The organism is Acetoanaerobium noterae (genome assembly GCF_900168025.1).
In the GTDB taxonomy this organism is placed as follows: domain Bacteria; phylum Bacillota; class Clostridia; order Peptostreptococcales; family Filifactoraceae; genus Acetoanaerobium; species Acetoanaerobium noterae.
On record NZ_FUYN01000003.1, the window covers coordinates 144,069 to 156,949 of the forward strand.

Sequence of the window (12,881 nt, forward strand, 5' to 3'; positions counted from 1 at the left end):
GATTTATAGTAATTATACAAAAAGAGCTTGAAATTTCAGTAATATACTGATTTCCAAACTCTTTTATCCCAACTATTTAATTGTAAAATATCATTTTCCTAAATACTGTTACAATATATCGTTCTTCATATTCAGCATGTTTATAAATCAAGCTCAGATATTTTTTTCATAGTATTTAAGTTAGTAGCTACTACTTTGCTATTTGATAGAGTGTAAATAGTATCTCCTATATAAATTATTCTTTGGATATTGTCCTCGTAAGAATACATATATGGATTGTACTCTTCAATATGAGTTATGCTTCCTTTTAAATCTATTCCTTTATCAGCAGAAACATTATAGATATAAGCTCCTTGGAATACCTGCTCTCCATACTGAGGAAATCCCCACTGATCTTGTTTTTGATCTGGCTTAACTTTTGCTACAGATATAGGGAATCCCATTAAGCCTCTTGATTTATCGTACATTAGGGCTTTATGGTTGTGAAGAAGCTCAGATTCTGTACCTCTGTCTCCTATTTTTTCTATATCTTTTTCTACTGGATTATTTACATCTGTTACATCAAATAAAGATATTTTCATTCCTAGCTGATAAGGATTGCCTTTGATTTCAACTGTGTCCTTTCCAAATCCTATAATGTGATTTTCATCGTATGGATGAAGATAATCGCTGTAGCCAGGTATTTTAAGATAGCCTAGCATTTTAGGATTCTTAGGGTCTTTTAAATCCATAACAAAGAATGGATCTACATTTCTAAAAGTAACCATATATGCTCTATCTCCCATAAATCTTGCAGAGTATATTCTCTCACCTGGAGCTATATTATCTATACTTCCAGCTTTGTTCATATTCTTATCAAACACTGCTATAGAAGAGCCTTTATTTTCCATACTAAAATCACTGGTGTATGCTATTCTGAAGTAATCGTTATGCTCGTCCATTGAAAATTGGTTTAGCACATACCCTTGAATTTTATTTTGAGCGCTGTAAGTTATTAATGTGTTGTTAATAGCAAATTTCTTGATTGTAGTTTGAGTTTCTCTTGGAATTGGAGGCCATATCATTGGTCTACTAACATCTGGAGCTATTTTAGGCTCTACCATAGGCATGATATAATATGGGCTTTCTTGGTATGTCAGATACAAGCTATTTTTAGACATATAGATATTATCTGCATTTCCCATAAAAGAAGCTATCTTGCTCGGCTCATTTTTCTTTATATCTGCACTGGAAATCACAATAATTGATTGTGAAGGATAGCCAGGATAAATCATTATTTTGGATGGCTGTACTTCTTTATACTCACTTGATACAGCTGAATCCTTTACCTTTGGAACAAGATTTCCTTCACCATAATCATACACATAATGACTGCTTATGATATGCAGATTATCTCCATTTTTTCTTGAAGATACATAGTAGCCTTCTTGCTCTAAAACTCTTTTTACTACTGGCTTTGATTTATCTGTTACATCGTAAATAACTGCTTTTGTAAAGCTTCCTTTTGCATTATAGGCATTTCCAACTACCATCAGCAAGTTTTCATCTATATAGATATCAGATGGATAAAGTGCTGACTCAAGATATCCTATCGTAGCCATTTTTTTCATATTGTTTTTATCAGCTTTGATAATTACAACTTGATTGTCCTTAAGATAATAGATATATTCTCCGTCAGTTTTAACTATATCAGCTTCATCTACTCCTTCGACTTGGACATTAGTAGAAGAATAGGAATCACCTTCACCTGCTCCATTTCCCATATCCATAGACATGACTGATTCTTCTTTTGCTGCTGGCATCATGTCATACATTACCATGTTTTGTCTTTGACTCATTTCTGAAAGTCTCTTAAGATTGCTCGCGTCACCTACAACAGTTTCTCCTTCGTAAGCTGATGCTTTATACTGCTTATATTTAGAATCTAGACTCACCTTTATATCCTTCATGTCGTAAAGAGGAATCACTATAGCTTCTTTGTCACTTTTCAAGTTGATTAATACTGGAATTTCATTGCCTTTTTCATCTAAAAATCTTATGTCTTTATAAACTGTATCCTTATTGAGTTTATCGTTAAATTGCATCAAAAGTGGTTTATCGAGATTTATACGGTCTTGTGCGAAATTCGGTACAGGATTAACCGAAGTCAGCATAAATGTCATAGCTGCGGCTAAAGCAAGACTCACTAGCTTTTTCACTTTTCTTCCCCCTTTTTCACCATTTCTATTAGGAAAATTTTTATTTAAGAAATAAATATAGTATCTTTTTATCTCTTATTTATATTTATATCACTATTTTCCAAAAATATCTCTAGTTGTTACCACACTGTAAACATTATAGCAAAACTGTAATCAAACTGATATTTAAGAGTAAGAATCCTATCCATAGAACCATACAAATTTCCAATGTGTCTAAAAAAATCTTGCTCTATTTACACTAAAAATGCACTTGAAATCAAGCAGCTGTTATATTGGTCCGAAAAGACAATATAAATACTGTTGATTCAAGTGCATTTAATTTTGTATGAACCGTATAAATCCACATAATTAGATATTATTAGGTTCTAAATTTTATGTTCCAAATTTTTTTAAATTTCTCAATTAAGAAACTATCTATGCTTTCCTAAGAAAAACAACGTTATAGCTCCTGGTCCTGTATGAGAACCTATAATAGGTCCAATAGGATGAATTATTACCTCTTTAACTTTATAGGCTTCTTTTATAAGAGATTCTAGATATCTAGCATCCTCTATGCAATCACCATGCCCAATAAAAATCGTCTGTTCCTCCAAATTTTCGGAAAGCTCAGCTAAGTAGTTAAATAAAACTTTAAGAGCTTTTTTTCTTCCTCTTACTTTATCAAGGGGAATCAGTTTTCCTTCATCATTTACATGAAGAATCGGTTTAATGTCTAGAGCCGTTCCAATAAAAGCTGTCATGGCAGTCATTCTTCCGCCTCTTTTTAGATGGTTTAAGTCATCCACTGTAAAGTAGTGACAAACCTTTAAATGGTTATCATCCACCCATTTTGACAAATCTTCAATATTCATTCCTTCTGATTTTTTTTGAGCTGCCAGCTTAACTAAAAGAGTTTCTCCTAGTGTTGCCGCTTTAGAATCAATTGTGATAATTTTAAAATCTGGATATTTTTCATTTAATTCTTTTGCAGCTAGTACCGATGACTGGTAGGTACTGCTAAGAGCAGATGAAAATGAAATATATAATACTTCCTTATCCGATTTTATTATTTCTTCAAAAAAATCTAAGTATACAGCCACATTAATTTGGGTTGTAAGTGACGTTTGTCCAGCTCTTTGCTTGTCATAGAATGTTTTTATGTCTAATTCTCTATAATCAGGATAATGATTATAATTTTTTTCTCCTAGAGAAAATGACATTGGAACAACTTTAACATTAAGCTCATTGGCCATTTCATTAGGAATATCTGATGTTGCATCAGTAACTATTATATAATCTCTCATGTTTGCACCCAACTTCAATTATCTATTTTTTATATGCTATCTTTCCATCTATGATAGTATACTCGACATTGGCTTGTAAATCAAATGGATGCTTATCCCAAATTACTAAATCTGCATCTTTGCCTACTTCTATGCTTCCAACCCTGTCATTTATACCTAGAATCTCAGCAGGATTAATTGTTATTGCTTTTAATGCTTCCATCTCATCAAGACCAGCCTTGTATGCCAGAGCACTGCACATAGGAAGATGCTCTAGAGGAATTACTGGACTATCCGTCATTATTGCAATCTTTACCCCAGCTTCAACTAATGTTTTTGGTGTATCAAAGCTTTTATTGTGAAGCTCAAACTTTGATTTGTTTCCAAAAGTAGGCCCCACAATAGCTGGATAGCCTTCTTTAGCAAGGTCATCTGCAATTAAATGTCCTTCTGTACAATGCTCTAAGGTTAATTTTACGTTGAATTCTTTAGCTATCCTAATCGATGTAAAAATATCGTCTGCTCTATGAGCATGTGCTTTTAGAGGTATTTCGCCTTTAATTACAGGTATCATAGCCTCAAGCTTCATATCATATCCAGGCATCTTTGATGAGTCTTCTTTTGCCGCTTCTTTCTTCTGATTATATTCATCCGCCATGGCTAAAGTTTCTCTTAGCTTTGCAGCAGTTCCCATTCTAGTAGTAGGCATAGCCTTTTTCTCAGCATATACTCTCTTTGGATTTTCTCCAAAAGCGCACTTCATAGCTAGATTTTCAACCATAACCATATCGTCTACTCTCTTTCCATGAAGCTTAAGTACAGTAAAGGTTCCTCCTATTACGTTTGCACTTCCTGGACCTGTAGCAGCTGTTGTCACTCCACCCTTGATAGCATTTTCAAAAGCTTCATCCATAGGATTAATAGCATCTATTGCTCTAAGCTGTGGAGTAATTGGGTCGGTCATTTCATTGCCGTCATCACCTTCAAAGCCTATGCCTTCTTCCCACATTCCTATATGGCAGTGAGCATCTATGAAGCCTGGAAATACCATTTTGCCTGAAGCATCTATTATCTCGCAGGACTCACAAGAAGAAATATCTGCTTTGATTTCTTTAATCTTTCCATTTTCAATTAAGATGTCTCCCTTTTCAATTACATCTAAATTCATTGTATATATCTTTGCATTTTTAATTAATAGCAACTCTGTCTCCCCCTTAAAACTCTCTATAGTCTAATGATGCGGATTAATTTCTCTTGTGTATTCCTTCAGCCAGATTTTTTCCTCTTCTGTAAGGAAAGGAGAAATCTTCTCATACACCATTTTGTGATAGTTGTTTAGATATTCTCTTTCTTCTCTATTCATAAGCTTAACATCTATTGCATCTAAATCTATAGGAACAAATGTAATCGCTTCCATATACATAAACTGACCTTGAATATTTTGAGTTCCTTTTCTTATCACTAGCTCATTTTCAATTCTAATACCATGAGACCCATCTATATAGATACCAGGCTCATTTGTAATAACCATACCTTCCTCTAAAACATTAGAGTCGTCTATATGTGGTGCTACATACCATCTAAAGCCACAAGGTCCCTCATGAATACTTAGCAGATATCCTATTCCATGACCAGTTCCACACTTATAATCTAAGTCCAGATCCCAAATAGGCTGTCTAGCTAAAATATCTAAGTTGTAGCCTCTGCATCCGTATAAAAACTTTGCTCTAGATAAATTAATCATACCTCTTACTACAGCTGTAAAATGAGTCTTAATCTCAGAGGATACTTCTCCAAGAGCCATAGTTCTAGTAATATCTGTAGAGCCTTCGTAGTAGTTTCCACCTGTATCAATCAAGAACAAATGGCCATCCACTAATCTTACATTACTTTCCTCTGTTGCTGAGTAGTGCATCATGGCTGCATGGTCTTTGAATGCACATATTGGTGCAAAGCTCTGCCATAGATACCCATCTTGCTGTTTTCTAAATTCTTCTAGCTTATCTGAAGCGCTAAGCTCTGTTATTTCTTCATTCTTGTAATTGTTTTTTATCCAGTACATTAATTTTGTAAGCGCAACCCCGTCTTTGATTTGAGCATTTCTCATATTATCAAGCTCTGTTTTATTTTTCATAGCTTTAAATAAAACAGTTGGATTGGTTGCTTCTGCTTTAGTTGAAACTGGAGAAAGATTTTTATATAAAGCGTAGTTCATTCCATTTGGATCTAATAATATCGTATCTGAATCCTTAAATTCCTTTACTGCCTCGTAAATCTCATTGTATGGTCTTAATTCTATTTTATCATGAGCTAATATAGATTTAATTTCGTCGCTTAACTTGCTTTCATCAATAAATAATTTTGAATCCTCTAGACCAATTATTGCGTAGCTCAGAATAAAAGGTGAATACTTTACGTCATTTCCTCTTATGTTAAATAACCACGCTATATCATCTAGGCTAGTAAGTATATGGTAATTTGAAGAAGTCGCATTCATGTATTCTCTTACTCTTTTAAGCTTTGAAGTAGTACTCTCCCCTGAATACTTTTCTTCTAAATAAAATACTTTTTCTTTAGAAATCTCTGGTCTATTTTCCCAAATTAAATCCACTAAATCTTCATCATACTTGATACTAACTTTTTTTCCAGCTAGCTTTTGCTCAAAATTGCTGCCTTCCTTCATAGCAATAAGTCTTCCATCAAAGCCCAAAACACCTGATTCAGGCATCTTATCTATTAGGAATTTTTCTATGCTTGGCACTCCAGGATTTCCTATTCTATATAGCTCAATCCCAGTATCTTTTAATTGATTTTCTGCTTGAAGAAAATATCTTCCGTCAGTCCAAAGTCCAGCCTCATCCATCATGACAATAGCTGTTCCAGCAGAACCAGTAAACCCTGTCATATATTCACGAGCTTTGAAATATTCTCCAACATACTCACTTTGGTGATTGTCAGCAGAAGGAATAATATATGCATCTATTCCTCTTTCTTTCATTAATTCTCTTAGCTTTTGAATTCTCATTTTAATTTCTTGACACATGTTATCTAGCCTCCTCTTTAAATATTACTATATCATTTTTTTGTAAGATTCAAATAAATTTATATAATTTTTTTTATTTATTTCAAAAAATATTTACATAAACTTTGCTCTTATGAGCTAAGCGAAATAAGAATATTCGTCCAAAGTATCATACCAACAAGAGCAAAGGGGTAAGCAGCTCCGTAGCCTAGAGTCACATCTTCAGATTCAAAGGCTTCTACTGCGCAGGCTAATCCTGGTGTACTTGTCATTCCTCCACAAATACCCCCAACTAAGTAAACAGGTTCTATTTTCAAAATGTAATAGCCCATAATATGCCCTGCTATTACACTTATGCTAGCTATAGCCAAGCCTATGATCAATAAAACCACCCCTGAATCCATGACTGCGTTAATAGCTGTATATCCATAATCCAGACCAACAATAGCCAAAAATCCATTTAAAGAGATATCCCTAATAACATCTAGAGCTGTATTCTCAAATTGAAGTGATTTGAAATAGCTTCCTAAAAAAAGCGCACTAATTAGCACCCCTCCAGTTATACCTAAAGAAAAAACCATAAAGCTTGAAATTTTAATTTTAAAATTTCCAATTACAAGTCCAGTTACTACTACAAATAAAAATTTCCAAATGTGAAAAGGATATTTTATAGTAGAATCTATTGGCTTTGATTTACTTTTTAAAGCACTGGAATTTCGTTTTCCAATCCAAGATGAATAAAACATCACAACTAGTATTCCAGGTACATAGGCAATTGAATATCCTAGCCCTATAGATGCATCTGCAAGCTTGCTTTGGCTTATCTCAAGAGCTGTTGCAAGACCTGGTGAACTAGTCAGCCCACCTTCATAGGCGCCTATAATCGAAAATGCTAAATCAGGGTATAGCTTAATAAATAAAAAAGTACAGCTTGCACCTACAGCCGTAATAAAAAATGAAAGTATAATAAACTTTATTCCATGACTAGAAATTATAGTTCTAATGTTTTTTGAAGCCTTAAGGCCAACGGAGGCTATAAATCCAATCAATACAACATTGAATAGCTCATTTGGAATATTAATTTCACTTAGATTATTTTTATTTATAAAAAAGCTAATAAAAAGTCCTATAAATAAAGACATTGAGCTTCCTAGCTTAAATTTTCTAAAGCTGATATTCCCAAGAAACGAGCCCATCATCATGCAGAAAATAATCAAAAATATAGGTGAAAAAAATAAATTCATCTAATCAGCCCTTTTCATTTCATATTGGTCTACTAATATATAGTTTAATTCATATTGGAAAACTTTTGAACATATTAATAATTAATAGAATAATTTTATTAGTTTTAAAACTATACCAAAAAGATATAGTTTTTTTATTTTTTTGTAACATATGTTACATACCCTAGTGAAATAATCGGGTATGATTAGAACATAAGATTTAGGGCATCAATCATAAAAAATAATTGTACCTAATTTCAGATATAATATTTATAAATCTGAAAATGAATGTAATTTAAAGGAGGAACTACGATGCCACAAGTAGCATATGGAAATTTACAAAAAATAAAAAATGGAAAAAGACTTTATAGTATTACTCCCCGTATTCCTGGCGGTTTTGTAAGTGCAACAAATTTAGAAAAATTTGCTGAAGTTGCAAGAAAATACAAATGCTCTATCAAGCTAACCTCTGGTCAAAGAATAATGCTAATAGGATTGAAAGAAGAAGATGTTGCAAAAGCATATGAGGATTTAGGACTTGAGCCAGCAGTAAAAAGTCAATATTCAGTTAAAAATGTAGAAATTTGTCCAGGAGAAATTTGCAAAAGAAGTCGTCAAAATTCTTTAGCCTTAGGCCTAAGATTAGAAAGAAGATTTTATGGCGCCCCTGCTCCAAACAGAACAAAGATTGGCGTAGTTGGATGTCTTAATGCTTGTACTAGTGTTCATGCAAAAGACATCGGAGTTCTTGCTAATGAAGAAGGGTTCATTGTTATAGCTGGAGGAAGCGCAGGTTATCACCCTAGACTTTCTGATAAAATCGCAGAGAATCTAACTGCTGATGAAGCATATATGATGGTTGAAGCTGTATATGATTACTACTGCGAGATTGCACCTATGGGTGAAAAGCTAGGTAATACAATAGACAGAGTAGGATTAGACAAATTTATCGAAGATGTAAAAAAAATATATGAGAAAAAGAAAATTGGAGGACAAAATGAGTAGATTTTTAGGACCGATACATCACTGGTTACATTCAAAAATTTTATTACAGGAAAGAATAGAGACATCAGTTGAAGCAAGATTATTAGAATCAGGTATTGACCTTGGTAGTATTAAGCACTGGGACGAGGAATATGGTCCTGCTAATCCAGACGAGCAGTTAGAGGGAGCTATCGACACTCAAAACATTCATGGATGGCTTCAAAAAAGAATTCAAATGGCTGAAACTAGATTTGCCGGAAAAATAACTGAGTTAAAAGCTCTTCATGGCGATAAAGTAGTTGAAATTGCTAGCTCAGTATACGAAAACTATGCAAATACTATAGCAATTCAGCTTAATGAAAATGAAATGTGGGATGGTAATCTTGATTCTGCTCACAAGCTACTTCACAATCAAATTTTAGAAGGAATGCCTTGTGATCAAGCTGGAGCGATTACTTTAAACGAACAAGATATGCTAGAGTGGAAAAGTGATAGATGCCTTCACAAAGCATACTGGGAGCAAGTAAGTGGAGATGCTAAAGACCATCACCAAATGAGAGATGCTTTTAATAGAGCTTTCTTCGAAACTCTTGGCAATTTGAAATATGGCAGAGTAGTAGAATCTGGTGTAACTTACTATCAAATCAACCGTTAAGTAAACAAGTGTATACAAATAACTTTGATAACATATTAAATTAAAACATATATTAATAATGGAGGAATGTAAAATGATAACTAAAGAAATGATTATAGCAGATATTATTAAAGACAACCCTAAGGCAGCAGAGATATTAATGGCAAATGGTATGGGATGCTTGGGATGCCCGTCAGCACAAAGCGAGCCTCTATCAATGGCAGCTGATATCCACGGACTAAATTTAGAAAAGCTTTTAGCTGAACTTAATGCATAAGAAAAGTCTCACCCATTAGAGCAATAAATATTGATAATCCCCCCCCCTAGAATTGTTGTATAAAAAAAGCCTAGAGTATCCAGCTTAAATAAGCATGGTCTACTCTAGGTTTTTTATTATTACTTAAAATAGAATTTATTATTTTAATTAAACCATTTCTTCCGATGTAAATATCTTGAACCCATCCTTGCCGTTATCTTTGATTTCGTACATGGCTAAGTCAGATTTTTTAATCAGCTCATTATAAGATAGAGCGTCCTTTGGAAATCTGCTTACCCCTATGCTTGAAGTAAGGCTGTAGGACTGCCCATCAATTGTAAATGGAGCTGCTATAATTTTGGATAGATTATTTACTTTTTCTTTTATTTGGTTATCTGAATCTATGTCCATAAATATAAAAGCAAATTCATCTCCACCTATTCTAGCTGCAAAATCATCATTCTCTGCTAATCCGCTTATCCTATCCGCCATTGCTTTGAGCAATTTGTCTCCTACATCATGACCAGCAGTGTCATTGATTTCTTTAAATCCATCTAAATCGATAAAGCACATAATAAAATGTCTATCCATTTCTTTAATCAAAGCCTCAACTCTCTCCTTGAGGCAAAGTCTGTTTGGCAAGTCAGTCAAATTATCGTGATAAGCAAGATATTTAGCTTTATCTTCTGATTCTCTAATTCTTGTAATGTCATTAGCAAAAATAATTATCTCTTGAATATGCTCGTCAGAAATATCTGCTATAAGCTGAACTTTATTTTCATATACTTTTTTATTAAAGCTATGTTCAAAGATATACTCCCTATTTTTGCATGCCTGTGATATCCCTTCTACTGCCAGCTTGTAATAATCCTTTGGAAGAACCTCTTCAAGAAGCTTGTCATGGGCAGAGGAAGCATCTATCCCTAGCTCTGATAAAGCTTTTCCTTCACAGTGCTTTACAATTATATTGTCTCTATTTTTTACCAGTCTTAAAATTATACTCGGAAGTATCTGTACAGTGTGTCTATATTCATTGGCAATTTTTAGCCGTTTTCTCTCTAGCTTAAGAAGCTCACTATAGCTTTTAGTATAGGAAAAAACCATAAAAAATCCTGTTATGCATATAAGCAGAAGTCCGCCTAAGATAATCCAAATCATTCTTCTTTTTAGATATTCCTTGTCTGAATCGTCTATTAAAAAAATTATTGCTTGGTCGTTTCTTAGTTTTTTATAAATCTTAGTATATTCCTTGCCTTCAATAGTGACTGATTTTTTAATACTCGAATTTAGCCCCATTGAATTTATCTTATTCAGATAATAGGTATCATGAGCAGTAAAAGCTGAATAAGCTCCATATTCTACAGTAAAATCCTGCAAATGAGCTCTTTTTTCTTCAGTAAATCTATCATTCCATGCCTCGACATTTATAACAGCTATTTCATGGATAAACTCACTTTCATCTAAAATATTTTTTAGTAAAGCATTCGGATCGTTTTTCTTCACTAGGCCAAAAGCATTCATATCATCTACGTATAAATTAAGCAGATATGGCTGATTTTCAAGCTTATAATAAGTAAAGATATAGTACCCATCTTGACCATAAGCAAGAGACCTCGGCCCTGCCCAGAACCTACCCTTAGATATGCCTTTTCCTACAGTTACCTCTTTGTCGTCCAAAAGCTGAGAAAATGCATCATACCAAAAACCCCAATCTTTAGTAGAAAGCCCTATCTCATGCTCTGCTGTAGATGTTTCAATTATAATATCGTCTTCTAATTTTCTAAAAAGCGCTACCTCTGATAATTTGTATCTAGACTTTATCTCTTCTAAAAAATTAACGTCTATTGTAGATAGCTCAACACCACTTAGGTCTTCTTCAACCTGATAAGTGACATTTTCTAAAATTTCAACTAAATAATTTTGAATTAAATCCTCTGCGCTTACTGAATTTTCTATAGAGTTCATTATAAATCCTGACAGCTGCTGTATATCATCATCCTGCTGATTCGTAATCATATAGTCAAAGGTTTTTATAGTAAGAACAATTATAAGCATTATAAATACAGTCATTATAACTAAAATATTATCTCTAAACTGGTCTTTAAATCTTTTCATAGACAACTCCCTCTAGAAGTTTTCCTTATCTTCCCTAATTTTCACTATACTAGATATAATAAGACTTTCTATATTTTGATTTTCTGTCAGTCTAACAGTAATATAAAAAATTCCATTTCCAATTTTTTCGTCCTTATTTTTAGCTTTTCCAAGTATATATACATTATTCTCGTCATCTGGCATATATCCAGATATTTCTATATCAGTATATCCCTGAGCAGTAATAGTTTCCTTGAACTCTGTTAATTTATCTGCATCAGAAGTAGATAAAACCTCTATATCTGGCTGCTGTGAGTTCATAAGGGTTCTTACTGAATCTATAATCTGAGCATCAATCTTACTGCTTTCATAATTAACTTTAAGTCCAACTATTATTAAAATCGCAATGACTATAACAACTAGAGATTTGTATACTTTTTTCATATACTTCACATCCCTCAATTAAATTTAATTAATTATAGCTATTAACTATAAATTTATCCACTAAAATATGTGAAAAAATATAAATTTTATTAGGATAAAAGCAATATTTAATATTATAATATATCGTAGATTCTAAAAATATAAAATCAAACTAAGGATGATACTATGAATAATCAAACAAAAAACAACGAAATCACAATTATCGGACTAAGCATTGCTATAATTATAGGAGGTGGTATGGCTATTTATATGATTGCAGCTGTATTTCCTCTGCCAGGACTAAAATATATCTTTGTAGCACCTTTTGTTTCTACTATATTTTATGTAGTCCAGCACAAGCTCAAAGGGAAATATATTCTACCTAAAATAGGGACTGTTTTTGGATTAGTTATGAGTGTTATCAATATGTATATGGGCTTGGCAATCTTAATTACAACCTTCTTAGCCTATATCAGTTCATTTTATTTAAAATCTGAGAGCAAAAGAATATTTTGGAGCAGTGCATTTTTCTCTGGCTATACTGGTCTGATTGCAATTCTTGTTTCAAAATATTTAATAGGAGGAGTATTTTTAGAAATACCAAATTCTATGATAGCTCTAAATTCTATTTTAGGACTAATATTTGGTATACTTGGCAACAACCTTGCTAAAACTGTTGTCAATAGAGTGAGTAAAGACTCAAGATACTAAAATTAACTAACTACATTACAAAAGAACTTTTTCCATTAAATAAATCTATACTGCTAAATAAATCTATACTGCTC

Annotated in this window: 11 protein-coding genes; 4 read left to right on the forward strand and 7 right to left on the reverse strand. The window is 32.9% G+C overall.

Features of this window, described 5'->3' with window-relative positions:
• Positions 1-140 precede the first annotated feature (140 nt).
• The 5 genes from B5X47_RS06925 to B5X47_RS06945 form a co-directional block, all read right to left on the reverse strand.
• The gene (locus B5X47_RS06925; RefSeq protein ID WP_079589448.1) at positions 141-2,198 is read right to left on the reverse strand and encodes a beta-propeller domain-containing protein; all 2,058 of its coding nucleotides are present in this window, start codon (positions 2,196-2,198) and stop codon (positions 141-143) included.
• Between the two features lie 410 nt (positions 2,199-2,608).
• A complete protein-coding gene (locus tag B5X47_RS06930) occupies positions 2,609-3,481 on the reverse strand; it encodes a DegV family protein (protein WP_079589449.1) in 873 nt (290 codons plus the stop codon).
• Between the two features lie 22 nt (positions 3,482-3,503).
• Positions 3,504-4,661 (reverse strand): amidohydrolase, encoded by a 1,158-nt coding sequence (locus B5X47_RS06935; RefSeq protein WP_079589450.1) that lies wholly within the window; start codon positions 4,659-4,661, stop codon positions 3,504-3,506.
• Between the two features lie 30 nt (positions 4,662-4,691).
• Entirely contained in the window at positions 4,692-6,503 is a 1,812-nt protein-coding gene (locus B5X47_RS06940; protein ID WP_079589451.1) for an aminopeptidase P family protein, read from the reverse strand.
• A gap of 110 nt (positions 6,504-6,613) precedes the next feature.
• Complete coding sequence (locus tag B5X47_RS06945; protein WP_079589452.1) at positions 6,614-7,726, reverse strand: aspartate-alanine antiporter-like transporter; 1,113 nt, start codon at positions 7,724-7,726, stop codon at positions 6,614-6,616.
• Positions 7,727-8,017: 291 nt separating this feature from the next.
• On the opposite strand from B5X47_RS06945, the gene B5X47_RS06950 reads away from it, so the two are divergent.
• The 3 genes from B5X47_RS06950 to B5X47_RS06960 all read left to right on the forward strand — a co-directional run bounded on the left by B5X47_RS06950 (position 8,018) and on the right by B5X47_RS06960 (position 9,600).
• Entirely contained in the window at positions 8,018-8,710 is a 693-nt protein-coding gene (locus B5X47_RS06950; protein WP_079589453.1) for a nitrite/sulfite reductase domain-containing protein, read from the forward strand.
• Positions 8,703-9,344 carry a hypothetical protein gene (locus B5X47_RS06955; RefSeq protein ID WP_079589454.1) on the forward strand — a complete coding sequence of 214 codons (642 nt, stop codon included), beginning with the start codon at positions 8,703-8,705 and terminating at the stop codon, positions 9,342-9,344. Before B5X47_RS06950 ends, B5X47_RS06955 begins: the two co-directional genes overlap by 8 nt.
• Positions 9,345-9,417: 73 nt before the next feature.
• Positions 9,418-9,600, forward strand: a complete 183-nt coding sequence (locus tag B5X47_RS06960; protein WP_143215784.1) for a DUF1858 domain-containing protein — start codon at positions 9,418-9,420, stop codon at positions 9,598-9,600.
• A gap of 147 nt (positions 9,601-9,747) precedes the next feature.
• Here the strand turns inward: B5X47_RS06960 and B5X47_RS06965 are convergent, their stop codons facing one another.
• Both B5X47_RS06965 and B5X47_RS06970 read right to left on the reverse strand, forming a co-directional pair.
• On the reverse strand, positions 9,748-11,694 hold the full coding sequence (locus B5X47_RS06965) for a GGDEF domain-containing protein (protein ID WP_079589456.1): 1,947 nt from the start codon (positions 11,692-11,694) through the stop codon (positions 9,748-9,750).
• 12 nt (positions 11,695-11,706) lie between these two features.
• Entirely contained in the window at positions 11,707-12,117 is a 411-nt protein-coding gene (locus B5X47_RS06970; protein WP_079589457.1) for a hypothetical protein, read from the reverse strand.
• 165 nt (positions 12,118-12,282) lie between these two features.
• On the opposite strand from B5X47_RS06970, the gene B5X47_RS06975 reads away from it, so the two are divergent.
• Positions 12,283-12,807, forward strand: a complete 525-nt coding sequence (locus B5X47_RS06975) for a hypothetical protein (protein WP_079589458.1) — start codon at positions 12,283-12,285, stop codon at positions 12,805-12,807.
• Positions 12,808-12,881: the final 74 nt, after the last annotated feature.